This window comes from Gemmata palustris (assembly GCF_017939745.1).
GTDB lineage: Bacteria > Planctomycetota > Planctomycetia > Gemmatales > Gemmataceae > Gemmata > Gemmata palustris.
In genome coordinates this window covers 553,251-578,490 of record NZ_JAGKQQ010000001.1, presented here as the reverse complement: position 1 = coordinate 578,490, position 25,240 = coordinate 553,251, and the positions used below count along the sequence as shown (strand labels likewise).

Annotated in this window: 17 protein-coding genes; 7 read left to right on the top strand and 10 right to left on the bottom strand. The window is 63.9% G+C overall.

The genetic code is table 11. The features are described 5' to 3' along the window. Positions 1 to 64 precede the first annotated feature (64 nt). The 3 genes from J8F10_RS02340 (at position 65) to rarD (ending at position 3,600) form a co-directional block, all read left to right on the top strand. Positions 65 to 1,201 carry a C45 family autoproteolytic acyltransferase/hydolase gene (locus J8F10_RS02340; RefSeq protein WP_210652280.1) on the top strand — a complete coding sequence of 379 codons (1,137 nt, stop codon included), beginning with the start codon at positions 65 to 67 and terminating at the stop codon, positions 1,199 to 1,201. 165 nt (positions 1,202 to 1,366) lie between these two features. Continuing rightward, on the top strand, positions 1,367 to 2,476 hold the full coding sequence (locus J8F10_RS02335; RefSeq protein WP_210652279.1) for an aromatic ring-hydroxylating oxygenase subunit alpha: 1,110 nt from the start codon (positions 1,367 to 1,369) through the stop codon (positions 2,474 to 2,476). A 134-nt stretch (positions 2,477 to 2,610) separates the two neighbouring features. After that, the gene (gene rarD, locus J8F10_RS02330) at positions 2,611 to 3,600 is read left to right on the top strand and encodes an EamA family transporter RarD (RefSeq protein ID WP_210652278.1); all 990 of its coding nucleotides are present in this window, start codon (positions 2,611 to 2,613) and stop codon (positions 3,598 to 3,600) included. On the opposite strand, the gene J8F10_RS02325 is transcribed toward rarD, so the two are convergent. Then, the gene (locus tag J8F10_RS02325; protein ID WP_210652277.1) at positions 3,554 to 4,735 is read right to left on the bottom strand and encodes a M24 family metallopeptidase; all 1,182 of its coding nucleotides are present in this window, start codon (positions 4,733 to 4,735) and stop codon (positions 3,554 to 3,556) included. The two genes, rarD and J8F10_RS02325, sit on opposite strands and share 47 nt — an antisense overlap. A gap of 127 nt (positions 4,736 to 4,862) precedes the next feature. On the opposite strand from J8F10_RS02325, the gene J8F10_RS02320 reads away from it, so the two are divergent. Both J8F10_RS02320 and J8F10_RS02315 read left to right on the top strand, forming a co-directional pair. Beyond that, positions 4,863 to 7,985 carry a c-type cytochrome gene (locus tag J8F10_RS02320; RefSeq protein WP_210652276.1) on the top strand — a complete coding sequence of 1,041 codons (3,123 nt, stop codon included), beginning with the start codon at positions 4,863 to 4,865 and terminating at the stop codon, positions 7,983 to 7,985. Positions 7,986 to 8,067: 82 nt separating this feature from the next. Beyond that, positions 8,068 to 9,579, top strand: a complete 1,512-nt coding sequence (locus tag J8F10_RS02315) for a NupC/NupG family nucleoside CNT transporter (RefSeq protein WP_210652275.1) — start codon at positions 8,068 to 8,070, stop codon at positions 9,577 to 9,579. 104 nt (positions 9,580 to 9,683) lie between these two features. Here J8F10_RS02315 and J8F10_RS02310 read toward each other — a convergent pair whose 3' ends face one another. The 5 genes from J8F10_RS02310 to J8F10_RS02290 form a co-directional block, all read right to left on the bottom strand. Beyond that, positions 9,684 to 10,046: a hypothetical protein gene (locus tag J8F10_RS02310; protein ID WP_210652274.1), complete on the bottom strand. Its 363-nt coding sequence runs from the start codon at positions 10,044 to 10,046 to the stop codon at positions 9,684 to 9,686. Positions 10,047 to 10,050: 4 nt separating this feature from the next. After that, positions 10,051 to 13,170: an efflux RND transporter permease subunit gene (locus J8F10_RS02305; protein ID WP_210652273.1), complete on the bottom strand. Its 3,120-nt coding sequence runs from the start codon at positions 13,168 to 13,170 to the stop codon at positions 10,051 to 10,053. 83 nt (positions 13,171 to 13,253) lie between these two features. After that, entirely contained in the window at positions 13,254 to 14,837 is a 1,584-nt protein-coding gene (locus J8F10_RS02300; RefSeq protein WP_210652272.1) for an efflux RND transporter periplasmic adaptor subunit, read from the bottom strand. Positions 14,838 to 14,910: 73 nt separating this feature from the next. Beyond that, positions 14,911 to 15,276 carry a hypothetical protein gene (locus tag J8F10_RS02295; protein ID WP_210652271.1) on the bottom strand — a complete coding sequence of 122 codons (366 nt, stop codon included), beginning with the start codon at positions 15,274 to 15,276 and terminating at the stop codon, positions 14,911 to 14,913. Between the two features lie 185 nt (positions 15,277 to 15,461). Continuing rightward, entirely contained in the window at positions 15,462 to 16,367 is a 906-nt protein-coding gene (locus J8F10_RS02290; protein ID WP_210652270.1) for an AraC family transcriptional regulator, read from the bottom strand. Between the two features lie 340 nt (positions 16,368 to 16,707). Between J8F10_RS02290 and J8F10_RS02285 the strand changes: the two genes are divergently transcribed. Together J8F10_RS02285 and J8F10_RS02280 are read left to right on the top strand one after the other, a co-directional pair. Then, positions 16,708 to 17,772: an NAD(P)-dependent alcohol dehydrogenase gene (locus tag J8F10_RS02285; RefSeq protein ID WP_210652269.1), complete on the top strand. Its 1,065-nt coding sequence runs from the start codon at positions 16,708 to 16,710 to the stop codon at positions 17,770 to 17,772. A gap of 279 nt (positions 17,773 to 18,051) precedes the next feature. Further along, positions 18,052 to 18,594, top strand: a complete 543-nt coding sequence (locus J8F10_RS02280; protein WP_210652268.1) for a DUF1579 domain-containing protein — start codon at positions 18,052 to 18,054, stop codon at positions 18,592 to 18,594. Between the two features lie 1,296 nt (positions 18,595 to 19,890). Here J8F10_RS02280 and J8F10_RS40195 read toward each other — a convergent pair. The 4 genes from J8F10_RS40195 to ggt form a co-directional block, all read right to left on the bottom strand. After that, entirely contained in the window at positions 19,891 to 21,177 is a 1,287-nt protein-coding gene (locus J8F10_RS40195; RefSeq protein ID WP_210652267.1) for a TlpA family protein disulfide reductase, read from the bottom strand. 528 nt (positions 21,178 to 21,705) lie between these two features. Then, positions 21,706 to 22,314 carry a hypothetical protein gene (locus J8F10_RS02270; protein WP_210652266.1) on the bottom strand — a complete coding sequence of 203 codons (609 nt, stop codon included), beginning with the start codon at positions 22,312 to 22,314 and terminating at the stop codon, positions 21,706 to 21,708. Positions 22,315 to 22,721: 407 nt separating this feature from the next. Next, positions 22,722 to 23,579, bottom strand: coding sequence for a creatininase family protein (locus J8F10_RS02265; RefSeq protein ID WP_210652265.1), 858 nt, complete (start codon positions 23,577 to 23,579; stop codon positions 22,722 to 22,724). A gap of 26 nt (positions 23,580 to 23,605) precedes the next feature. Then, positions 23,606 to 25,237 (bottom strand): gamma-glutamyltransferase, encoded by a 1,632-nt coding sequence (ggt, locus tag J8F10_RS02260; RefSeq protein ID WP_210652264.1) that lies wholly within the window; start codon positions 25,235 to 25,237, stop codon positions 23,606 to 23,608. Positions 25,238 to 25,240 lie beyond the last annotated feature (3 nt).

The window sequence follows — 25,240 nt, the reverse complement described above, 5'->3', positions numbered from 1 at the left end:
CTACTCTGGTGGCACAGCTCCCGGGCCGTGTCACCATTTGAGTCATTTCGTAGGGGAACTCGGTATGAAGCGATTCCTGCTCTCCGCGCTGCTCGTTGCCATCGTCCCCGTCGCGCGGGCGGAGGAGCCGAAATCGTTTCCGGCCGCGAAACACGGTGCGGGCGAACTGAAGTACGTTGAGAAAGTGCCGGTGCTCGTGGTGAAGGGAAAACCGGCGGAGATGGGCGAGCAGTTCGGCAAACTCGCGGTCGCGAACGCGCCCGATCTCACGAAGCTCCACGCACAGTTTCTCGAAGACGCGGGACAAACGAAAAAGTACCCGTTCATCGAGATCATGGCGAAGCGGTTGAAGCCGAGCTTCCCTCCGCACATCGCCACCGAACTCGAAGCCGCGGCGAAGGCGTCCGGGCGCGAGGAGGGGTTGCTGCTGTTCGCGAACACCGTCGCGGACCTCACGAGCGGCATGGGGTGCTCGACGATCATTGTGGAGAAGGACCGGAGCAAAACGGGCTCGCCGATCTTCGGTCGCAACTTCGACTGGATTCCCACGAAGGGCATCACCGAGCACACGCTCGTCGTCGTCTACAAGGGCGAGGGCAAACGGGCGTTCGCCGCGGTCACGGTCGCCCCAATCGAGGGCGTGATTAGCGGTATGAACGACGCGGGATTGTGCGTCACCATCAACGAAATCAGCATCAAGCAGAGTAAAGGTAACCAGGAGTTCAACTGGAAAGGTACTCCACTGCTGCTGAGTTTCCGGCGCGTGCTGGAAGAGTGCAGCACGGTCGCCGAGGCCGAGAAGTTCCTTCGGAACATGCCCCGCACTTCGACCTGCTGCATGACGATTTGCGACAAGACGGGCGGCGCGGTGTTCGAGATGACGCCGAAGAGCCTGGAAGTTCGCACGCACGAAAACGGCGTGTGCTGCTGCACCAATCACTTCCGCAGCGAAAAATTGTGCGTGGACAACAAGTGTGAGCGGTACGACACGCTTCTGCCCCTTCAAAAGAAAGATGCACCGAAGTTGAGTGTGAAGGACGTGTTCGCGGAACTGGCCAAGGTGCAACAGGGAACTCACACGCTCCAGTGCATGGTGTTCGAGCCGGGCGACCGCGTCCTTCACTTCGCCTACGGCACAGGCCCCGCGACGAAGCTCCCGCCCGTGAAATTGGAACTGGGCAAGCTGTTTGATGAAAAATGAGCGGATGCACAGGGCTTCCGCCCTGTGCTACGGAAGACAGCCCCTCCGGGGCGAAGATCAAGACTCCCAATGCCTTTCCGCCCCGGAGGGGCCGGCATTTGTAGCACAGGGCGGAAGTCATGTGCGCTCTTCTGTACCTCCACGACACCTCTCGTAAGGTGCCCCATGCCGACCGGTACACTTCACAGTCTACTCGCGGCATTCGATCCCGACCTGCCGCTGGAGCGCGGGAGCACGATTCCCAATACTTGGTACACGTCACCGGACGTGTACCACCTCGAACGCGACGCCGTGTTCGCTCGCACCTGGCAGATGGTGGGCTTGCGCGAGCGGGTCGCAAAACCGGGGCAGTTCCTCACCGCCGACATTGCCGGCGAACCGGTGTTAGTCGTTCGCGGAGAAGATGGTGCGTTGCGCGCGTTCTTCAACGTGTGCCGTCACCGTGCCGCCCGGCTCTGTACCGACGAATGCGGCACGGTGAAGAAACTTCGCTGTCACTACCACGGCTGGACCTACGACCTGAGTGGTAATCTTCGCGGCGTGCCGGAATTCGATGGGGTTCAGGAGTTCCGCCGCGAGGACAACGGCCTTCCGCCAATTGCTGTTGAAGAGTGGGGCGCGTTCGTTTGGGTCCATCTCACCGAACCGCGCGAACCGTTGACGGTGTTCTTGGGTCCGTTACCCGCGTGGGCCGAGTCGCAACAGGTGTTTGGTGACCTGAAGTGGTACGCGCGAAAGAGTTACGACCTCGCGTGTAACTGGAAGGTGTATGCCGACAACTATCTCGACGGTGGTTACCACGTGAACACGGTTCACCCGGCACTGGCAGGGTCGCTCGATTACACCAAGTACCGCACGACCTGCGACGGGAACGCAGTGCTCCAGAGTGCCCCAACCAAGCCCGCGGACGGTGACGCGGGTCGCACGCGAACCGGCGACGCGGCTTACTGGTGGCTGTACCCGAATTTCATGCTGAATTCTTACGAAGGCGTGCTAGATACCAATTTGGTTCTGCCACTCGGTGAGGACCGCTGCCGCGTGATCTTCGACTTCTACTTTGCCGAATCACTGTCGAACGATTTCAAACGGCAAAGTATCGAGGTCGCGGAGCAGGTGCAGATCGAAGACATTGGCGTGTGCGAGGAAGTGCAGCGGAACCTGCACAGCCGCAGTTACAGGACCGGGCGGTTCAGTGTGAAACGCGAGAACGGCGCCCACCACTTCCACACGAAGTTGGGGCGCGTGCTGCAACAACACAGCAACCCACTGGTATAAGCCGTCTGAGCGCAGGCGGCGCAATGTCGGTTCGCCCAACAGACAAGAATCGCCCACACGGTCGGCTCGTGCCGACCGTTCGCCACTTTGGGCGCTGACTGGCGCCAGTTGATTGTCCACATGGGAGGTTTTCGGTGTCCGATCCGACCGCGGCGCAGTTTCGGTCCGGCCTCGCTTACGGCTTGGTCGCGTACCTGTGGTGGGGAATGGTGCCGCTGTACTTCGCCGCGCTCGCGAAATTCGGCGTGCCCGCGTGGGAGATCCTTGCGCACCGAATCGCGTGGTCGCTACCGATTATGCTCGTTTTGACGATGGCTGTAGCGGGCTGGAGCGACGTGTTTCGCGTCCTGCGCTCGCGGAAACTGGTTCTCACGCTCCTCGGCTCTGCCCTATTTCTCGCGGCCAACTGGCTCATCTACATCTACGCGACCGTGACCGGGCGCGTGGTCGATGCGAGCCTCGGGTATTACATCCTCCCGCTCGTGAACGCGGCGTTTGCCACGCTCTACCTCAAAGAGCGCCTCCGCCCCGCGCACTACCCCGCGCTCACACTGGTCGTGATCGGCGTCGCCATCCCGTGCATTGCGGTGGGCTACTTGCCCTGGATCGCAATCGCACTGCCCATCACATTCGGAGTGTACGGGTTGGTGCGGAAGCAGGCCCCGGTCGAAAGCATGACGGGGCTGACGGTCGAATCGCTCCTGATGCTCCCGGCGTCACTCGGGTTCCTGATCTACCTCTCGGTTCGTGGCGAAAACCACATGTCCGCGAACGATTGGGGCTTGAACGCACTCATCGCGTTCAGCGGCATCGTGACCGTGGTTCCGCTGCTCACCTACACGCTCTCACTGCGCCGGCTGCCGCTGCTCGCGGTCAGTTTCATCCAGTTCCTTTCGCCGACCGCGCAAATGCTGATCGCGGTGATCTGGCTCGGTGAAAAGCACCGGCTCACGCCGGAAAACATCGCCGCGTTCGCGTGTGTGTGGGCCGCCATCGGCATCTTCATTGTGGACGCGGCTCTGCAAGCGCATCAAAAGCGCCGACGCGCCCCGCATCGCGGTACCCCCGCCGTGGTGGTTACACCAAAATTCGGTGTACTTCCGTCTGCGGTTCCCCGCCGGTAACGTGGACCTTGCCGTCCTTGTCGATGTACACGTCCACTTCGCTCCGCACGCCGAACTCGGGGAGGTAAATCCCCGGTTCGATGCTGAAACAGGTTCGCGGAATGACGCGCCGGTCCTCGCGCGTTTCGAGCCCATCAATGTGTGCGCCGTTGCCGTGAACTTCCTGACCGATGTTGTGCCCGGTGCGGTGGGTATAAAACTCCCCGTACCCGGCGTTCTCGATTACAGCGCGGGTCGCGTTGTCCACTTCCCAACCCAGTAGCGGCTTTCCACTGGCGAAGGTGTCCTTCACCTTCTTGATCCCCGCGTCACGGGCCGCGGCCACAATGTTGAAGATTTTCGTGTACTGCTCCGGCACCGCCTCACCCACATACGCGGTGCGGGTGTAGTCCGCGTACACCGAGCGCGGGCGGTTCATCTTCGCCCACAGATCGATGAGCACCCACGTGCCGCGTTGAATCGGAGCATCCGTCTCCGGGGCCGTATCGAAGTGCGGGTCGCCACTGTGCGGCCCGGCCCCCACGATCGGCGGGCTGTACGTCGTCATGCCGTTGTCCGCGAAGTGCTTCATGATGCGGGCTTGCACGACGGTTTCCAGAACGCTGCCCTTCGCCTTGATCTCACTCGCGATGAAACCGAACGCGACGTCGTAGGCCTCGCGGCACAGTTTCGCGGCCTCGAAGTGCGATTTCTCCTGGTCCTCGTCCCACACCGCCTCGAACTGCTGGATCAAGTCACCCGACGCGACCACGTCGCATCCGAACGACTTCACGAGTTCGATGGTGCCGGCGTCGACGCGCCCGATGTAGGGATTGGCGTTCCGCGCGCTGTACTCCATCGCGACGCGCTTTGCCCCGCTCACGAGCGCCCCGACCCCGGCTTCGAGGTCTTGCCACTTGCGGTAGACGGTCTTGTTCGCGCCGGGCAGGTGGTCGAGTGAACTCGGCTCGATGGCGTGAACCAACTTCTTGGGCTCGCCGGTCGCGGGGACGAAGTAGAACCACCGGCGCGACAACTTGGGGCCGACACCCGCGACCCTCTGGGCGAGGACGTTCAGCCCGCGGAAGTCGTACAGCAGCCAGCCGTCGAAACCGGCTTCGCGGATCGCGGCCTGAACAGCGGAAAGATCGAACATGGTGACGTGGCTCCTCGCGCGGCTCTTTTTCGGTCGCGGCTAACCTAGCGTTTCCACTTGCGACCGCCACCGTCATCAGGATAATCAACTGCTCCCCGGCCTTCCTCAAACCTGTACCCGCCACCACATGCGATATCGCCACTTCCTCCTCGCGCTCGCCGCGCTGCTCCCGGCGCCGGTCGCCCGCGCGATTGAACCCGCGGACCTGAAACCCGGCCTCATCGCAACGTACAGCAGCGCCGCGAACGCCCCGGCCGCCCGGGATACTTCCGTCACGCGACTCGAACCAACGGTCGCTCTCGCGCTGAACGCGGGCGAGTCCGCTCACCCCAAACTTCCCGTTACCGCGGTCGCGGAATGGACCGGGTACATCAACGTCACGCGCGCGGGGAAGTACACGTTCTCGGCCACGGTCCACGGGGGCACACTCACGGTGAAGGTGGGCGGGAAGCAAGTCGCGTCCGCCAGCGCACGCGGGACCACGGCAGATATCGTGAATCTGGAGGGCGGGGTTCAGGTGTTTGAAGCACGCTTGGTGCGCGGAACCGAACCGACGGCGCGCGTGGAGTTGTTCTGGCAAGGATCGGGATTCATCAAAGAACCGCTGCCGAACCAGTTTCTCGGCCACCTCGCAAAAGACCGGCCCAAACAGTTCGCGACCGATACCGCCCTTGAACACGGGCGCTTCAAATTCGAGGAACTCGCGTGCGTGAAGTGCCACCGCCCGAGTGCCGACGACAAGATGGCAAAAACACTTACGGAGCACACCGGGCCGAACCTGACCGAAATCGCAAAGCGCGCGTACCCGGGGTGGATCTACACTTGGCTCGAAGACCCCGCGAAGCTCCGCGCCCACACGACCATGCCGAAGACCTTCCGCGACGACGCCACAGGTGCCGCCGAGCGCTTCGCGGTCACGCAGTACCTCGTCTCACTGTCTGGAAAGCCACTCGACACGTACAAGCTGCCGACCATTCCACCGGACCCGATCAAACAGAGCATGGAACGCGGGCGCGTGCTGTACAGCGTGACCGGGTGCGCGGCGTGCCACTCGGACCCGCTCCCCAAGAAAAAGAAGGACGACGAAGAAGAGAAGGAGCCACTCGCGCCGGTGGATTTCGTGTACGGTCTGGGCACACTCAGCGGCCCCACACCGAAGTACGGCCTCGGCGGATTGGGCAGTAAGACGCGCCCGGAATCGCTGGCAGCGTACCTCCAGAACCCGCTCAAGACGAACCCGCACGGGCGCATGCCGAACATGAACCTCAGCGCGGGCGAAGCCACCGACATCGCGCGGTACTTGTGTCGCGTGCCCGACGAGAACGTGAAGCCCGAAGTACCCGAGCCGAAGGAGCCCCCCGAGGTTCTGCTCCCGATCGTATTCCCGAAGATCACTCCCGAAGAACGGAAGCGGTTTGCGGGACTCAAGACACAGGCACAATGGACCGAACTCGGCGCTCGACTCGCGCTCACGAAGGGGTGCGTGAACTGCCACAGTATCGAGCCGGGTGGCAAACCGATTCCGCCGCTACAAACGGACGCGGTACCCACACTGGAACGGGTCAAAAAAGCCGGTGCAACGGGCTGCATCGCTGAGAAACCCGACGCTGCAAAAGCCCCCGTGTACAAGCTCGACCCGAAGGAACGCGAGGACATCGCCGCGTTCGTGCAGGCGGGATTTGACGGCGGTGGAGCACCCGCGCCCGCGTACCAAGCCCGTGTCGCGCTCCGCAGGTTCAACTGCCTCAACTGCCACCAGCGCGACGGCGAGGGCGGCATCCCGACCGAACTCGCCGACCAAATGCGGCAGCTCGAAAAAGCCGAGAACGCGGACGACGTGCGCCCCCCGGTACTCACCGGCGTCGGTCACAAAACGCGAACCAGTTGGCTGAAGGCCGTGCTGACCCAGAGCGGCCGCGCGCGACCGTGGATGCAACTGCGGATGCCCCAGTACGGTGAACCGAACATCGGGTTCCTCCCAGAAGCGGTCGCGGCTCTCGAAGGGACCGCGCCGGACGACAAGGTTCACGTCGTCGAGTTCACCGCGGCGAAAGCCGCGGCCGGGCGCGAAATCATCGGTAAAGGCGGACTCGGTTGCATCTCGTGTCACGACATTGCCGGAATCGCGAACACCGGCACGCGCGGCCCCGATCTCGCCACGATCAACCAGCGCGTGCGCTACGAGTGGTACGAGCGCTGGCTGAGTCAGCCCCTTCGGATGGCCCCGGGAACCAGGATGCCCCAAGCGTTCGTGGACGGGAAATCCACGCTTTCTACCGTCTTCAACGGGAGCCCGCACTTACAAGCCGAAGCGATGTGGGCCTACCTCGCGCTCGGGCCGAATTTGCGGCTCCCGGACGGGCTCGAACCACCGAAGGGCGTCGTGATCGCGGTGAAGGACCGGACGGAAGTGCTCCGCACGTTCATGCCGGACGCGGGGAGCAAGGCCGTCGCGGTGGGGTACCCGGGGTACGTGTCGGTCGCGTTCAGTGCGGACCAGTGCCGCACCGCGTATGCTTGGGGCGGGAACTTCCTCGACGCATCGCCGGTATGGGCGAACCGCGGCGGCAGCCCGGCGAAGTTGCTCGGCCAGAAGTTTTGGACCGCCCCGCCGGGGCACCCGTGGGGGCTGACGAAGCCCGACGCGGCGCCGCCGGACTACCTCGCACGCGCGAACAATCCCGCGTTCGGTCTCCCGCTGCCGCTCGAACCCGCCCGCGTCTACGACGGTCCGATGGCGGTGAAGTTCGATGGCTACAGCCTCGACCGAGACGGCAAGCCGACGTTCCGCTACCGACTCGATGAGACGTTTAAGGGACCGGAACTCGCGGTGTCTGAAACGCCGACCCCTCTCAAGAGTTCCCTGGTTGCTGGACTGAGGCGCAAGTTCGAGCTGACAATTCCGGGCGATTCGCAGGCGTGGTTCCTCGCGGGGATCACCGTCAAAGACCCGCGCCTCTACGACTCGACCGGTAAAGCGATCCTGCTCGACCTCAAATCCGAAGAAGTGACCGCACCCGCGACCGCGCGCGTCGTGCTCTCCGCGGACGGCGACCGCACGGCGCTGATCGAAGCCGCCGGCGCACCCGCGGGGAGTTCGTGGCGCTTCGTGCCGACCAAGGCCGGCGGTTGGCTCGTGATCTTGAAGTTGCCCCACGCGAAGACCGAACAGCGGGCCGGGTTCGCGCTGAATCTGTGGGCACTGCCGAAGGACGACGACAAGATCTTGAAGGACTTGTTTGGCCAGTAAGCCGTAGCACGCCTCTCCCAGCGCAAGTGGTCTGTTCACCGGCGATCCCGGCGGGGTCGCCGTTTCACGTCAGGTTATTCACATGATCGCGCCTGCGCCGGGTTCCACGACTTCGACCGATTCGGACACCAACACGGCACCGCCGGAGGTCGCGCTCCCGCCGACGCCGTGGACGTGGCGGCTCGCGATCCTGGGTGCGATAGTGATTGTCGGTGCGGTCGCGTACTTCGGCCGCAGTGCGGTCGCGGACCGGCCCGAAGTCGCGTGCCGGGTTCAGGCGGGGTGCGGCGTGCTGTGCTTCCTCGGCCTCGCGGCGCTCTTCTCGAACAGCCTGCAGTCGGTCAGTCGCAAGACGCTGCTGTGGGGGATCGGGCTGCAGTTCGCGCTGGCGATTGTCATCATCCACCCGGACCCGTTCGGGAGCCGGTGGGTGAACTTCATTTGGGTCGGGGACGTGCTCCGTGCGGTCGGCGCCGGCATCAAGGCGCTCATCACCGCGTCCAATCAGGGGGCGGAATTCGTGTTCGGCTCGCTCGCGAAGGTCGACGGCCCGTCCGGGTTCGTGTTCGCGTTCCGGGTGCTGCCGCCCATCATCTTTGTGTCGTCGTTCTTCAGCGTGCTGTACTACCTGGGTGTGTTGCAGTTCTTCGTGCGCCTGATGGCCCGCGCGATGATGTACCTGATGGGCACGAGCGGCGCGGAAACGCTGTCCGTCTCCGCGAACGTGTTCATGGGCCAGACCGAAGCCCCGCTCATCGTGAAACCGTTCGTGCCGATGATGACCAAGTCCGAACTACTCGCGCTCATGGGCAGCGGTATGGCGCACATCAGCGGCGGGATGATGGCGGTGTACATTAGCTACGGTGCGGACCCGGTCGCGATCCTCTGTACGTGCGTGATGGCGTGCCCGTGCAGCCTCTACCTCACGAAGCTGATTTACCCCGAAGCGGGCAAACCCGTGACCGCCGGCACAGCGCCCATCGCGGTCGAAACGCCCTACGTGAACATCATCGACGCCGCCGCGAGCGGGGTGAAGGACGGGTTGTGGCTCGCGCTCAACGTGGCCGCAATGTTGATCGCGTTCATCGCGTTCATCGCACTGTTCGATATCGTCCTGGCCGAGATCAAGCCCGGCGTCGGCTGGTGCGGCGCGTGGCTGAAACGCAATCTCGGCTTCGGGTTCATTACCGCCGACCTGGACTGGTGGCCGGACCGGTTGAAACTGGAAACGATCTTCGGCTGGCTGTTCGCGCCGGTCGCGTTCCTGCTCGGCGTGGAACCGGCGGAGTGCGAGCGCGTGGGGAGCCTGCTCGGGATCAAGCTCGCGGTAAACGAACACGTCGCGTACCTGACGCTGAAAGAGTGGACGCAAACAGGCTCGGTTCCGCTGACGGACCGGTCGCGGATGCTCGCGGTCTACGCGCTAACGGGGTTCGCCAACTTCGCGTCGGTGGGCATTCAGCTCGGCGGCATCGGCGCAATAGCCCCGGGGCGCCGGGCCGATCTCGCCAAACTCGGAATGAAGGCGCTGTTCATTGGCTTCCTCGCGACGCTCATCAACGCGGCCATCGCGGGTATACTGATGCAAACGTGAGACCGGGCGGAGAACAGAGAACAGAAGGCAAAGATCAGAGTCGCACTGTGTCTGAGCGAGCCCCTGATCTGTCTTCTGCTCTCTGAACACGCTCTCAACCGAACTCACTTCTTCGTCGGCATATTGTCCTTCGGCGCGGGCGGCTCCTTGCCGTATTTCTCCTTGTAGCGCGCGGCGGACTTCTCCCACAGTTCCGGGTTGCAGATGAAGCACTGGCTCTTCGCCCGCTTGGGATGGTTCAGGCAAATGTCTCCCTTTGCTTTGGCCGCATCGTACACCTTATCGCTGCACATGCTGCACTCGTCTTCCACCACGCCGTGCTCGTCGCACCACCAGCCGTGACCACCTTCGTCGTCCTTCTTCGGCGGCGCCTGCGAGGGCGTGGCGGGCTGCGTGCAGCCCACCGCGACCATCAACCCGGCGACGAGCAAACCCGCCATCGAAGCCTTGATCCATGCAGTAACCATCGGCTCAGCCTCCTGAAGTGCCCGTAGCGGGCGGTTCCGGTTCATTCGACGCGGTCGACTTCCGGCCCGGTAACTGGAAGACGACGTACAACACGCGGAGCACGAGGAGCGACATCACCATCGCACTGATGACGCCGCCGATAACAACGGTGGCGAGGGGGCGCTGCACCTCCGACCCCATGCCCGTACTGAACGCCATTGGGACGAAGCCCAGGCTCGCGACCAGTGCCGTCATGAGTACCGGGCGCAGGCGCGTCACGGCTGCTTCTTCGACGGCCTCTTCGAGCGTGCGCCCGCGGTCGCGGAGGTGCCGGACGTAGCTCACGAGAATCATGTCATCAAGGACCGCGACACCCGAGAGTGCGATGAACCCGACCGCGGCCGAGATCGAGAACGGCATGTCGCGCAACCACAGCGCGAACAGCCCGCCCACCCAGGCGAACGGGATGCCGGTCAGCACGCGGAGCGTGTCCGCGACCGTGCCGTAAGTGGCGAACAGTAGCACGCAGATGAGCACCAGCGCGACCGGCACCACGATCATCAGCCGCAGGCGCGCGCGCTGAAGTTGCTCGAACTGCCCGGCATATTCGATGTGATACCGGCCCGGCGGGAGCGCGATTTTCGCCGCGAGAGTTTGGCGCACTTCGGCCACGCAACTGCCGAGGTCGCGCCCGCGCACGTTGCAGGTGACGCTGATCCGGCGCTGCCCCCACTCGCGCGTGATCGTGGACGGCCCCTCGACGGTGCGGATGTCCGCGAGTCGGGACAGCGGGATGCGCTCGCCGGTAGCCGTGGGCAGTTGAATCGCACCGATCGACTCGGGGCTCTCGCGCCAGTGGTCGGGCAAGCGTACCACGAGCGGGAACCGGAACGGCCCGTCCGTCACCTCGCCGAGCGGCTTCGAGCCGATGGACTCGATGAGGTCCAGGACCGCACGGGCGGGCACACCGTATCGCGCGATCTGGTCCTGCTTCACGGTGACTTGGAGCACCGGCTGGCCGGTCAACTGACTCACCGCGAGGTCCGCGACCCCGGGCACGTCCTTCATCGCGCGCTCGATCTCGCTGGCCTTCGCCTTGAGCACGTCGAGGTCGTCTCCGTAGAGCAGAACGCCCAGATCCGCGCGGATACCGGTCTCCATTTCGGCCATCCGCATCTCGATCGGCTGCTGGAACGACAGCTGTTGCCCGGGAACGAACCGCAGTTCCTTCCCGACCAACTCCGTCAGTTCGGCCTGCGTCTTGGCGCGCTTCCACTTCGCGCGCGGTTTCAGCGTAACGTAAATGTCGGTGAGCTCGATCCCCATCGGGTCGGTCGCAACTTCACCGGTCCCGATCCGCGACCACACGTGCTCGACCTCGTCCGGGAACGCCGCGAGAATGGCCTTCTCCATCTGCGTGTTCATCTGGATCGAGGCATCGAGATCGGTACCCGCGGGCCGAACGACGCTGATCGCGAGCGCCCCCTCGGACAATCGGGGAACGAACTCCGAACCCAGGTTCGGCGCCACCATTCCGAACGCGACCCCCAGCACCCCGACCGCGAACAGCAGCACCGCGGCCTTTTGCTTCATCGTGATCCGCAAGACGAACAGGTACACGGCCTTGATTGCCCGCATGAGGAGCGGTTCGCGCCCCTCCGCGCGCCGAGGGAGGAGCAGGCTCGCGAGTGCGGGCATCAGCGTCATCGAAAGGAGCATCGAACCGAGAAGTGCGAAGATCACTGTCAGCGCCATCGGCCGGAACAGTTTCCCTTCCGTTCCTTCGAGCGTGAGGATCGGGAGGTACACGACGAGGATGATGAGTTCGCCGAAGAGCGTGGGCTTGCGCACTTCGACGGCCGCGTCGCGGATGATCTCGCGCCGGTCCTTGCCGCTCGGCGCGTCTGCGAGGTGCCGCGTGCAGTTCTCGATCATCACCACGCTCGAATCGACCACCATCCCGAAGTCGATCGCGCCCAGCGAAAGTAGGCTCGCTGCGATTCCGAATTTGAACATCCCCGAAAACGCGAACAGCATCGAGAGCGGGATCGCCAGAGCGACGATGAGCGCGGCGCGGAGGTTGCCGAGGAACAGGAACAGCACCGCGATGACGAACAACCCGCCCTCGAACAGGTTCGCGCGCACCGTGTCGATGACGTAATCGACCAGCTCCGTGCGGTCGTACACCGGCTTCACGTCCACGTTCCGCGGGAGCGTCTTCTTCACCTCGTCGAGCCGGTTCTTCAGGTGCCACGTCACCTCGTGGCTGTTCTCGCCCATCGTGAGAAAGCCCAGCCCGAGTACGACTTCTCCGCGCCCGTCAGCAGTCACCGCCCCGCGCCGCACCTCGTGCCCGACTTTCACGTCCCCCACGTCCCCGAGTTTGATCGGCACCCCGTCGCGGGCCGCGAGTTGAATGCCCTTGATCTGCTCCACGGTCGAGGGTCGGCCCAATCCGAGCACGATGAGGGACGCCCCGTTCTGGCTGATGAGCCCGCCCCCGACCGTCTGGTTGTTTTCGCGGATCGCGCTCGTGACCTGATCGAAGGTCAGCCCGTGCTTCACGAGCAGCGCGGGATCGATGCGCACCTGGAACTGCTTGTCGTACCCGCCCCACGAATTGACCTCGGCCACGCCCTTCACCGTGCGCAACTGTGGGCGAATCACCCAATCGTGGATGGTGCGCAGCTCGGTCACGTCGTCGCCCTTACCGGTCACGACGTAGTGGAAGATTTCGCCCAACCCGGTCGAAACCGGTCCGAGTTGCGGCGCGTTCAGACCGACAGGAAGCTTCACCGAGTTGAGGCGCTCGGTAACCACTTGCCGCGCGAAATAAATATCAGTGCCGTCCTCGAACGTGATCGCGACCTGTGACAGCCCGAACTTGGACACGGACCGCATCTGCTTGATTTTCGGCAACCCGCCGAGCGCCTGCTCGATGGGCGCGGTGATCTGGCGCTCCACTTCAACGGGCGCGAGTGCGGGCGCGGCGGTGTTGATCTGCACCTGCACCGGGGTCGTGTCCGGGAAGGCGTCCACGTCCAGTTCGCGCAGCGAGAGCACTCCCGCACACGCGAACGCAACCGCGCCCAGCACGACGCCCCAGCGGTTCTTCAGCGACGTATCGATCACCCAGGAGAGCATGAAACGCCCATTGTTGTCCGGTCGGTTCTGCGACCAGTTTTGTCTCGACGAAGAAGGAGAAAGCCACGGAGTGACCGGCCCCGCTAGTGCCCGCACCCGCAGCCGTCGCCGATGTTGCTGCGGAACAGTTCCCCGCGGAGCACCTCCGCGTTCTTGGTGACGATCACTTCGCCCGGGAGCAGACCCGCGATGATCTCCGTCTGCGTGTCGCTCTTGACCCCGATGCGCACGCTGCGCACGTGGAACAATTTGAACGCATTCGGCTTGCGGAAATCCTTGTCCTGAACGAACACCACGAAGCAGTTCCCGTCCCACTGAATGGCCGCGTTGGGAACGACGACCGCCTTCGGCTCTTCGCGCAACACGATGCGGCCCGTGCCGAAGGTGTTCGCGAGGAACCGGCCGGTCGGGTCGTGGAGGTCGGCGCGGACCTTGACCGTGCGCGTCTTCGGGTCGGCCTGGGTGCTGCGCCACACCACGGTACCGACCGCTTCCTCTTTCCCGCCGTCCGTCTTGAACCGCACGGATTGACCGAGCTTCACCCGTCGCGTCTGTTCCGCGGTCACGTCGAGCGTGACCCACAGCCGGCTCGTATCCACCACCTCGAACAGCACGCGGGCCACGTCCACTACTTCGCCCGCAACCACATCGCCCGAAGTAATCACACCACCCATTGGAGCGAACATCGGGAGCAAGTTGGATGTCGTGGTTCGGGGGTCGAGCGACTGCGTTGTGCTCGCGGGCAGGCCGAGGAAGTGCAGTTTGCGCTCGAGTTGCTCGTCCGTCGCGTTCGTCACCTCGGCTTCGTCGATAGTCAGGCCGAGATTCACGAGCGCCTGGCGCGCGGCGTTCATCCGAATGCGGGCCTCACGCAGCGTGGCTTCGGCTTCGCGCACACGGGCGTCCGTCACCACACCGGTCGACGCCTTCAGATTCGCCAGCGTCTGCGATTTGCTGTCGACCGCGGCCAGTGCCTGTCTGAGATCGGCTTTCGCCTTCCCCACGTCGCCCGCTTCGACCAGTGCAAGGAGTTCACCGGCTTTGACTGGTTCCCCAATGCGCTTGAACACGCGGAACACCGTGCCCGGGGCGCGCGTCGAGAGGTGCGCGACCCGCGTTTGGTCGTAGCCGATTTCGCCCGGCGCGCTCACCGACTCGACGACCGCGTCGGCGCTTACGACATCGACCCCGACACCGGCCTTATCGACCGCCTCCGAGGACTCGAACTGAATCCGCCGCGCGTGGAGCTTGCACCGCGGGCTGTTCTCCGGGCGCTCGGTGAAATCCAGCGCCCGCTTCGCGCGTGCGAGGTCGTCCGCGGTTACGGTCGGGACGCTACCCCGCAGTTGTGCGACTTCGGGGTGGCACCACGGGCAGTCGTGAACACCGTGCTTCTCGCACCATCCGAATGACGGGGGCTTGGGGGCCAATTTCGCGTTGCACTCGACGCACGCCGATTCGGGCACGCTGTGCTCCGCGCACCAGTCGTCGGCTTCCTTCTTTTCACCCGCAAGGGCGGCGCGTTTTGGCAACGTCCAGCCGCTGTGGTGCCCCCACCATGCGACGCCCCCGAGGAGCGCGAGAACGACCAGCGCGGGCACAGCGCTCGCGATGCTGCTGAACCAGCGCAAGGCTCCCGGGCGCTCGAACGATTCGGACGAAGCCATTGAGAAACTCCCCGGAAACGAGGACGAAAAACGCGCCATAGCGCGCGGTGGAGTAATTTGGAGCGGGTGAGAATTAGAACAGAAGTGCGCAGTGCTTCAGGTAGCTCGGCGGAGACGTGCAGACCGGTACGGAATCCGAGTGGGTGAGCCCGGCGGGGGCCACGTTCGAGAGTGCGGGAAGGTGTGCGAGAACTGCACTGAACGCGATCGCAGTCAGGTGATCGACGGGCGGGGCGCGCTCGGCCAATTTGGACCAGTCCGCGCCGAGGGAAGCGGGACAGCCGGCGGCGTGGTCAACTGGTTTCGGTTCCGGCTGTGCGGGCTGTACGACATATGCGGCGGGCGCGTCGCTCTTGGCGCGGTGGCTGCACCCACAACACTTCGCGGCCTGCACGTCTTTCGGTGGCGCATCGGCACTCGCGCGATTCGGCAGTGCCACCTCACTCGCTCCACAGGCACAGAGTCCCGGAGGAAGCAAGAGCGGCACGCACGCCAGCAGCATCACGAATCGCGGGAACACGCGCAAACAAATCTCCGGTGCCGAAACGGACTACCCCAATCGTAGCCACTCGTGCGGACGGGTCAATACACGATGGCCGAGCACACTGTCAATGAAGATCAAAGTCAGGCCCGGAGGGGTGCCGGCTCCTGTTGGAGCGACGCTACATCTTTCTTGGGTGGCGCCCCGAAGAGTCGGCGGTACTCGCGGCTAAACTGCGACGGGCTCTCGTACCCCACTCGGAATGCCGCCGAAGCCGCGTCCAAGCCCTCACCGAGCATGAGCCGCCGCGCTTCTTGGAGCCGGAGCCGCTTCTGGTATTGCAGCGGGCTCAGTGCGGTGACGCGCTTGAAGTGGTGGTGGAGCGCCGATGCGCTCATTCGCACCTCGCGGGCCAGTGCCTCGATACTGAGGGATTCGGCGAAGTGGTCCTTCAACCACCGAATCGCCCGCGCGATCCGCTGCACCGGTCCGCCGGCCGCAGCGATCTGGCGCAACCGCGCCCCCTGCTCCCCCGTCAACACGCGGTACGTGATCTCGCGGAGCACGAGCGGCGCGAGCACCGCGGCGTCGCGGGGCTGTTCCAACAAATCGACCAGCCGCGTGACCGCGTCTAATAACGGCGCCTCGACCGGGCTGACCGCGAGCCCCCTTACCGGCGCGGCCTCCCGAAACTCGGGCGATGCGCCGTCGGCGACCAGCTCTCCGACCACTCCCGGGTCTAAACTGATCCGTAGAGCCAGGTACGGCGCCCGAGGCGATGCCTCAATGACCTGCCCCGCGACCGGTAGGTCCACGGACACGAGCAGGAACTGCGCCGGGTCGTAGCGGTACACTTCGTCGGCCAAGTGGACCAGTTTACTCCCCTGTGCGATGAGACACAGCGAAGGTTCGTAGAGGACCATAGTCGGTTCCGACGGCGCGGATAATCGGAACAGCGTCAGTTCGGGCACGGCCGTCGAGTGGATACCGTCCGCGCGCGTCTGCCGATCAATGGCGGCGCTCAAATTCACCAATCTTTGGTCGCCCATAGCGGCTCCTCACGGAAGCTTCACCCGGCCCCGGCCCAGAATTCTCATTCCGGCAGCCCGTGCAGGATCAGGCAATGATCCCGCACGATCAGGTTACCACTCTCCTCCGGCCCACCTTACGATTCCCCCATACGAAACGTCGTTGCCAGTTCATGCACTCGGACGCGATCTACCGAGCAACCGTCGAGGCCCGAAGTCGCGTTCCGGTGGGTAACACCGAGCCGTTCGCGGGGTATCGGGTAGCGCGTTCTCCTGGTGATTGCTGTTCGTGTCGGTGTGCGGTTTGCACCACTCTCAATTGGTTCCGTCCCTTAACTCGACTCGAATTGGAACTATCGCAATGAGCACCAAAGCTTTCGCGGCTCACAGCGCAACGACCCCGCTCGCACCGTTCGCGCTCACGCGCCGGGAACCGCTCGCGACCGACGTGCAAATCGACATCCTGTACTGCGGCGTGTGCCACTCGGACCTGCACCAGGCGCGCAACGAGTGGAGCGAGTTCGCGGGCACCGCGTACCCCTGCGTTCCCGGTCACGAGATCGTCGGCCGCGTGACGAAGGTCGGCAAAGACGTCAAGAAGTTCAAGGTCGGCGATTTCGCCGCGGTCGGGTGCATGGTCGATTCGTGCCGCACCTGCCCGAGCTGCTCGCGCGGGCTCGAACAGTATTGTGCCCACTTCCCCACGCTGACGTACAACGCCCCGGACAAGCACTCCGACGGGATCACCTACGGCGGGTACTCCGAAAACATCGTGGTGGACGAAGCGTTCACCCTGAAGGTTTCGGACAAGGCGAACCTCGCGGCCACGGCCCCGCTGCTGTGCGCCGGGATCACCACGTACTCGCCGCTCCGCCACTGGGAAGTTGGCGCCGGCCAGAAGGTCGGGATCGTGGGCCTCGGTGGGTTGGGACACATGGGGGTGAAGTTCGCCCGCGCGTTTGGCGCGCACGTCGTGCTGTTCACTACGTCGCCGGGCAAGATCGAGGACGGGAAGCGGCTCGGCGCCCACGAAGTCGTGGTGTCGAAGAACGCGGCGGAGATGGCGAAGCACGCGGGGAGCTTCGACTTCATTCTCGACGCGGTCTCGGCCGAACACGACATCAACGCCTACCTCTCGCTGCTGAAACTCGATGGCACGCTCTGCCTCGTCGGGGCGCCGGAGAAACCGCTCCCGGTCGCCGCGTTCAACCTGCTCATGCCGCGGCGCCAGTTCGCCGGGTCCGCCATCGGTGGGATCGCGGAAACGCAGGAGATGCTCGACTTCTGCGCCGAACACGGGATCACGAGCGACGTCGAGGTCATTCCGATCCAGAAGATCAACGAGGCCTACGACCGGCTCCTCAAGGGCGACGTGAAGTACCGGTTCGTCATCGACATGGCCTCGCTGAAGAAGGCCGCGGCCTGATCGAAGGTAGTCACCGAGTGTGGCTCGTGAGCGCGAAAGGCGCGCTTGCGAACCACACTCGACTTCGTTTTACCCGGCCTATCTCCGTTCCAGCAAGTCACACCTCACCCCTCCGTCGGTTCCGATCCGCGCAAGCCGCGCGCCCCGTGCGGCGATCGAAACCGGCTCCACTACCGACATTGGTTGTCCCCGGGTGCCGTGCGATTCTCCCAACCCCAGCGTTCGCGAGGTCGCCTACTCGAGCGCTGGGAGTACCCCATCCGTTTCGAGGAACGTGCGATGCGTAAGTTCGCAGTGGCCGGTGTCGTCGCCGTGGTGCTGGCGCTCCCCTCCGTAGGCGCGGAACCGCCGAAACCGCCCGTGCCCCAGAAGGAGCACGAGTGGCTCAAGCAACTGGAGGGGCAGTGGGAGGTCGAGTCCGAGGGCGTCGTTGAGCCGGGCAAGCCGCCGGTCAAATGCAAGGGCACCGAGGCCGCTCGCGCGCTCGGCGGGTTCTGGCTCGTGAGCGAGATGAAGGGCACGTTCATGGACGTCCCGGTTACGGGCGTGATGACCCTCGGGTTCGATTCCCAGAAGAAGAAGGTCGTCGGCACCTGGGTGTGCTCGGTGTGCGACTTCCTCTGCAAGTACGAGGGTACGCTCGACGGCCAAACGCTGACCCTGGAAACCGAGGGGCCGAACCCGGCCACAGGGAAACTCGTGAGGATGCGCGACGTGATCGAGTTGAAGGACAAGGATACCAAAGTGATGACCTCGTCCGTACTCGGTGACGACGGTAAATGGGTGCCGTTCATGACCATGACCGGGAAGCGCAAGAAGTAACTCGTGATCCTCGCGCCCGACGCGCATCGGGCGCCACCGTCATCGAATCTGCGCCGCTCGCCCCGGCGCAACCGTGAGGGGCAACCGCCAAAACGGTTCGCCCCTCACGTGTTTCGCTCGTCCCGCCTACACCGGGCTAACAATTGCTAACATTTTGGCCCCGAGATAGTCGCGTGGATGCGACACCGGACAAGCAACACCTCATTCGCTGACATTTCATGCATTTCCGCGGCTATTGCCTTTCTTGTCCGTCGTGCGGGCGGCTAACAATCGCTAACAATTTCGGCTCTCAATCCCAATAATCCGCGTTGCTCACTTCAAGTGATGAGTTCCCGACGCGATTTGATCAATTGCATACTAGTGGACGAGATTTTACAAACGATATTGAGCCGACTGCATGGATTTCCCCTCAAAGCACCAGCTCTGTCCTGCACACCATTCACCCGCGGCCAAAGGCCGGGATCGGGCAGCGCGCGTTCCTCGTTCGCACCAAAGAGGGGAACGTACTCTGGGACTGCGTTCCACCACTCGATGACGCGACCGTCACGGCCGTGAAGAAACGCGGCTGGCCGCCATCGCGGTGCCGCACCCGCACTACTACCGAAGAATACTTAATTCCCACACACAGCGATCGGGTAGCAATTCCGAGTCATTCAATCGTGTCGCTCAGGCGTCATAGGCAAAATCCGTTGGTCACGGCCTCCTCGATCCCAGTGGTCGCGCGCAGGTCCGACTCGCCCCATCGCGAACGCCCGGGGCGCTTAGGTCTCGCAGAACAGCCGGAGCGACCGACTGCACGCTTCCCGGCGGTCTGGGTCCATAATGTCCGGTCACGCTCCGGCTTCGCGCTTGGTGTCGTTGCGCTGCCGGGACACGTTCGTGAGGCGGTCGCGCTCGGCACCGCTCGCCGATGGGCGTGGAACGCTTACCGGTGGAGCGGTCGACGGCTTTGTTCGGGATGTGATTTTAGCGGCGGTTTTTGGAGGAGGCGATTTCCGTTTGGTGCGCGACGTGGCCGTCACTTGGGCTGCGGCTTTCTTGACCGCAACCGGCTTCGGTTTGTTCGCGCCAGTCCCTTGAGGTTTGAGCTTACCCTGCTTCTGCAGCATGTACTCTCACGAGGAGTGTACATTCTAGCATGCAGAGGCGGCATGAAGAAATGTCGGGTGATCAGACGGGCCGGAGACGTGTAACTCACGTCTCGACATGTTTACCAGCGCGCTGGTGCAGCGCGTGGTCCTAGATGTGATCCAGGGCCACGCGCTACCCTCCACTCTGAAACGGACCCACACTCCTCTACTTAGCGGCGTTCTTTTCCGCCTTCTTGACCAGTTCTTCGATCAGCGGATCGAACTCCGGACCACGAGCTTTGGAGCGAATCACGCCCGCATGGTCAATCACGTACACCGTGGGAAATCCCTGCACATTCCAGTCTTTCGCAATCCCGCCGGCACATCCGGTCGGCCCATTCCAAATTGTTGGCCAAGTGAATTTGTTCTCCTCAACGAACGCCTTAGCGTCCTTCCGGTCTTTATCGATATTGACGCCGACGCCAGCGAACGGCCGGCCGGCATATTGATCGATCAGCTTTCGCAGATGTCTGCCGAAAGTGATACAGGGACTACAACGCCTCACCCCGAAATCCAGCACCACCACTTTGCCACGATAGTCGCTCAGTTTCATCGGCTTGCCGTCGAGATCCTCGCCGACGATCTCCGGTGCCTTTTTGCCAACCGCGAGATGGCGCATTTCATACGCCTCGGTTTTGGCCTCTTCCAGAATCGAAAGGCCGGGCCGGAGTTCATCGGGCACCTTCTTCGCGATCAGTTGGTCGAAGATTTCCAAGGCTTCGGCTTCGAGCTTTGCCACATCCCGCTGGCGAATCTTGGCGATATAGTCGGAACCGTATCGCCAAGTGATCGACTGATTCGACATTCGGGCGACTTCAGCCTTGTGCTTCAAATACTGGGCCAAAGAGAATTGCAGGAGGGTCCGATCCTTCGCAGCCATTTCTTTATCGGCGAGGAGATTGCGGATGATTGGCTCTAGGAAATCGTCGCACCCGTCACCCCGTCCGAATTGTGCCCACTTCAGCACAATTGGGTTGGACAGGTGATACTTACCCATCAGAGCGCCAGATTCTTCACGGTCGTCACTGCTGCCGTGCTCCGTGGTAAAGGCCAATCCCATATACGTCTTTGGATCATCGGCGTGTTTGCGCAGCAACGGCATGAGGGAATGAGCCGCCGCACGGTCAGCTTTCCTCATCCCATCGACGGCTTCGTGCCGCCATTTTTCGAGCGCATCCTGCTCGGCTTCGGTCTTCGCTTTCCCCCACCTTTCGGCATACTCGGCGAAGAGCTTCTGCTGACGGTCTTCCTGGGCTTTGATCGCCGCCTCGATCTCGGCGACCCAATCGGGTTGGTCACGTGGAGATGAACTTGCCGGATTTTTCGGCGGGTCGGCAAAGGCCGAATTGAGAACAAAACCGGTGCCGCAGAACACGGCTGCAAACAACGCGCACCTCATCGCCAGCCCTCCGGTGGCCGAACTTAGAGTTGGTTTGCCGGTCGATTCCTGCACTCGTTTGCTTCGGGTGGCAAACGAGTACAAGAATCGGCCGGCAACCGTTGGTGTAACGTCCAGCAGGATAACACATTCGATACCGCGCTCAAGCGAGAAGTGGCCCGTGCTTGTTTGCTCCGGTGGGCAAAGATTCCCTGTGGCATAGGTTTGCTTGACGTGGGTACCATTCAGACCCCACGAGCCGACCATTCGCGATCAGGGTCGATCCACAGCGCGAGCACTTCGGGCCACAGAATTCGAGCGAGCCCCCCACTTCGAGTGCCCCCTCGTTCCACTGAAGCCGGGCACTTTGGGCTCTGTGTGCGTTCACACCGTTACTGTGTCTACAACTCCGACTGTTCCCAATGGAGTCAGTTTTCGCAGGCCGTCTGGAATGACTCGAAAAACTCAAACCGCCTTCAAATTATGACAAATTGCCCTATAAGATCCGAACGAAGGACAACGACATCGGGTAGCGCGACACATCACCAAACACCCGGCCGGCCGAAGCTGAACCGGGCGAATCGAGTGCAGAAAGGGCGACGATCAGTTCCAGCGCGTGTTTCGGCCGAGCGTCACAAGAAAGAGCACCACGAGTCCGACGCACCCCGCAACCACCAGTGGCGGGCCACCTCCCACGACCAGAGCGGCATTTGGCAGACCGTAGAGGTACAGCCCTACACTCGTTGCAATTAGAGCGGCGATGAATGTCACCAGCTTCCACAGGGATCCCGCGCGACTTCCCGGGGTAGCCTGGCAAATTGCCCCCAGGATGAAGATCAGCGCGGCCGCGTCGAGCACCCACGCTACGAACAGCGCGACCCGAAGACCGAGGGCATCTTCTCCCTGCCTCAGTAGCACGGTCGTCGCCCCGACTGCGGTCCATACGGCCCACGAGACGACTGGAACGGGCCAGAGGAGACCTCGGTTGAGCCTCCATCCCCACGGGATCAGGTGACCCGCGACCCGGTTGCGCCACGTGACCCGGCCGATTGTGCTCGTGCGGAGCAGTATCGTACCGGTGCCGCACGCCACAGCCATCACACCGGCCCAGATCAGGAGGCCGGTCCGCGTGCCGTACTGTTCTGCCAACCCGTAGGTAGCTACGACCGCAGCCGCGATCAAGAGCGCGCGTTGAATGTGCAGACGGATCATGCCCGGACCGGTCCTTCGATCTCAATTTCGCGCGGCCCCTTACCCCAACTGGCCCGCCAGGAACTCGGCGAGGACTACCAAATCGCTCTGCTCCCGAACCCGGGGCTCCAAATGGGCCGTGCGCTTTTCGTGGTGGGCTCACTATATCCACCGTCTCGTGCCAGAACACCCGAGTCCCTTCGACGGGGCCAAGGTGTAGAATTCATACGTGGTGACCTGACCGCGCGGGCTCCACGGGTAGCCCACTCTCCAGGCGGGAGCTTCGGTGAGTCGCTCACCGCGGTGGATCGGCTCCCGAGTTATTGCCAACGACCGGTGCGTTCATGCCGGTGCCCTCACGAGGGCAGTCCGCGTTGACGGGCGCTCACCATTGGCGATTGAGTAGGTCGAACAGATGACGCTGCGCCTCACGGACGCGGCTCGGAAACGGCTTTGCGGATCGCTTTCGCGGTCGCCTCGGCCCGGAAGTTGATGATCTTCTTTCCCCACTCCGCGGTCTTCTCCAGCGGGGCCAGTTCGACGCCGTTGATCGAGAACGTCTTGGCCGCCTGCCGCTGCTTCGCCCGGATCAGCGCCGGATCGACCGCGGCCAGTGTCGCACTCACCGCGAAGCTGTCGTGTAACCCCTGGTCCACTTCCTTGATGCCCTGCGAGGCGAGCCACTTATCGACGGATTCGTGGTCGTAGTATTCGGCGACGAAGTGGACCCGCGTTTTCCCGTCGGCCCACTTCCCGTTCAGTTCCGCCGCGACTGCCTTCATGCCCTTCTGATTCCCGCCGCTGTCGCCGATGAGCACGATGTCGCGGAACCCGTGGGCCCGGAAGCTCGCGCAGATGTCGGTCAGGAGCCGCCGGAAGGTGTCCTCGCTCAGGCTGATCGTGCCGGGGAATTTCATGTGCCCGGTCGGAGGGTCGATCCGGCCTTCGGGCACAAACGGGACGACCGGCGCGACGAGCGCGTCACCCAGCTTGCGCGCGACCGCGTCGGTCGTGCCCCGTAGAATGTAGTTGTGCTTGCCCGTGACAACGTAAGGCCCGTTCTCCTCCACACCGCCGGTCGGGACGATGACCGTTGTCTTCTTGTTCTTGAGCGCGTCGCGGACCTCGACCCAGGTCATCTCTTCCACGAACACGGTGTCGGGTCCGGCACTCGGTCGCGCGTCGGTCGGCTTCTGGGGCTGCAATGGAAGCGCCGTCGCGCAGAGGAACCCGGTCGCGAGGCCGACGGCAACGAGGGCCGCCGCGCCGTAGATACGTGAACTCATGGCCGATCTCCGGTGCGTGAAGTGGCTCACCTTGCAGCGGCGCGAAGTGCCCCGGTGACCGGGTCGCGCTCGAGGGCGTTCAGCGAAGCACCGGGGCCGGTCTTCAGGTCGTAACCGACCGCCTTGAGGTGGTCCGTCACCGCGGCGGGCCAGGTCGCTTCGAGCGACAACACGGTGTCGCCCTCCGTGTGAACGCGCGGCGCCTTGACCGCGTCCGCGAGCGGGAGCGACTGGCCGAGCCGGTACGCGAGCACGTCGAACACCGCGTTCACGATCCGGCGCCCGCCGGTCGCACCGAGGGCCAGCACCGGCTTGCCGTCCTTCGTCGCCACTGTGGGGCACATGTTGTGCAGCGGGCGCTTGCCCGGCGCGGGCGAGTTCGCGCGCCCCGGCCGCGGGTCGAACCGCGACACCCCGTGGCCGAGCACCAATCCCAAGCCGTCAATCGTCACCTGCGAGCCGAAGTACCCGCCGTGGGTGAACGTGAGCGCGACCGTTAGCCCGGAAGAGTCGACCGCGTTCAGGTGAACCGTACCGCCGGACGGGCGCCCGTCAGACGCACCCTCGAGCGGCTTCTTGGCCTTCACCGCGGATCGCACGCGCTCGGCGCTTCCCTTCGCGTACTCCTCTGACAGGAGTCGCTCCACCGGTACCTTCGCATGGCCCGGATCACCCAGGAGTGCGAGCCGGTCGTTCCACGCGGCCCGAAGCGCCTCGACCTTCGCGTGCGTCGTGGCCGGGTCGCGCGCGTCCCACTTCGGCCAGCCGAGCGCGTCGAGCGCGGCCAGTGCCTGGAGCACGGTCAACCCGCCGGAACTCGGGGGCGGTGTGAAAACGGTGTGCCCGGCGAACGCGATTGTGAGGGGCTTGACCTCGCGCGCCTTGTACGCGGCGAGGTCGTCCGTGGTCACCAGCCCGCCGTTCGCCTTGAACGCCGCCGCGATCTTGTCCGCGATGTCGCCCTTGTAGAAGGTGCTCACGTTCCCGCGATTGGCGAGCGTTTGGAGCAGGTCGCCGAGGTCCGGGTTCTTGTACGTCGTCCCTTCCGCGAGGGGCTCCCGCTTTGCGAAAAACAGTTTCGCGGACCCGGGGTCGGTGGCGAGCCGGGCTTTCGCGCCCCGGATTGCCGCGGCGAAGCCCTTCGACACCGGGAACCCGTCCTTCGCGAACCGGATAGCCGGCTTCACGACCTCCGCAAAGGTTCTCGTGCCGAACTTGTCGAGCGCGAGTTGCAACCCCGCGAGTACGCCCGGCACCCCGACCGCGAGCCAGCCGAACGTGTTCGCCTCGCCCCTCACGTTCCCCTTGGCATCGACCGCGAACGTGTCGGGCTTGATCGCGGCCGGGGCAGCGGAGTTGAAATCGATGGCGAACGTCTTCCCGTCCGGTTTTGTGACGACGAGGTGACCGCCGTATCCGGCGATGCCCGTTCCCGGCACTGCGACCACGCCCGCGACGAGCGCGGCGGCCACGATCGCATCGACCGCGTTACCCCCGGCCGCGAGTACGGCCGTGCCCGCCGCCGCTCCTTCCGTTTGCCCGGTCACGAGCCCCTTCACCGGTCCGTCCGCGGCGCCGCTCGTGCCGGGAAGGAGCCCGGCGCCGAGGGCACCTCCAGTTCGGATCAAGAACTCGCGGCGGCTGGTCGCGCTCGGCATGGG

What these genes read in the sequence shown, in the direction of transcription:
- J8F10_RS02340 (WP_210652280.1), top strand. Translation starts at nt 65, where the DNA reads ATGAAGCGATTCCTGCTCTCCGCGCTGCTCGTTGCCATCGTCCCCGTC.
- J8F10_RS02335 (WP_210652279.1), top strand. Translation starts at nt 1,367, where the DNA reads ATGCCGACCGGTACACTTCACAGTCTACTCGCGGCATTCGATCCCGAC.
- J8F10_RS02325 (WP_210652277.1), bottom strand. Translation starts at nt 4,735, where the DNA reads ATGTTCGATCTTTCCGCTGTTCAGGCCGCGATCCGCGAAGCCGGTTTC.
- J8F10_RS02320 (WP_210652276.1), top strand. Translation starts at nt 4,863, where the DNA reads ATGCGATATCGCCACTTCCTCCTCGCGCTCGCCGCGCTGCTCCCGGCG.
- J8F10_RS02315 (WP_210652275.1), top strand. Translation starts at nt 8,068, where the DNA reads ATGATCGCGCCTGCGCCGGGTTCCACGACTTCGACCGATTCGGACACC.
- J8F10_RS02310 (WP_210652274.1), bottom strand. Translation starts at nt 10,046, where the DNA reads ATGGTTACTGCATGGATCAAGGCTTCGATGGCGGGTTTGCTCGTCGCC.
- J8F10_RS02305 (WP_210652273.1), bottom strand. Translation starts at nt 13,170, where the DNA reads ATGCTCTCCTGGGTGATCGATACGTCGCTGAAGAACCGCTGGGGCGTC.
- J8F10_RS02300 (WP_210652272.1), bottom strand. Translation starts at nt 14,837, where the DNA reads ATGGCTTCGTCCGAATCGTTCGAGCGCCCGGGAGCCTTGCGCTGGTTC.
- J8F10_RS02290 (WP_210652270.1), bottom strand. Translation starts at nt 16,367, where the DNA reads ATGGGCGACCAAAGATTGGTGAATTTGAGCGCCGCCATTGATCGGCAG.
- J8F10_RS02285 (WP_210652269.1), top strand. Translation starts at nt 16,708, where the DNA reads ATGAGCACCAAAGCTTTCGCGGCTCACAGCGCAACGACCCCGCTCGCA.
- J8F10_RS02280 (WP_210652268.1), top strand. Translation starts at nt 18,052, where the DNA reads ATGCGTAAGTTCGCAGTGGCCGGTGTCGTCGCCGTGGTGCTGGCGCTC.
- J8F10_RS02270 (WP_210652266.1), bottom strand. Translation starts at nt 22,314, where the DNA reads ATGATCCGTCTGCACATTCAACGCGCGCTCTTGATCGCGGCTGCGGTC.
- J8F10_RS02265 (WP_210652265.1), bottom strand. Translation starts at nt 23,579, where the DNA reads ATGAGTTCACGTATCTACGGCGCGGCGGCCCTCGTTGCCGTCGGCCTC.
- ggt (WP_210652264.1), bottom strand. Translation starts at nt 25,237, where the DNA reads ATGCCGAGCGCGACCAGCCGCCGCGAGTTCTTGATCCGAACTGGAGGT.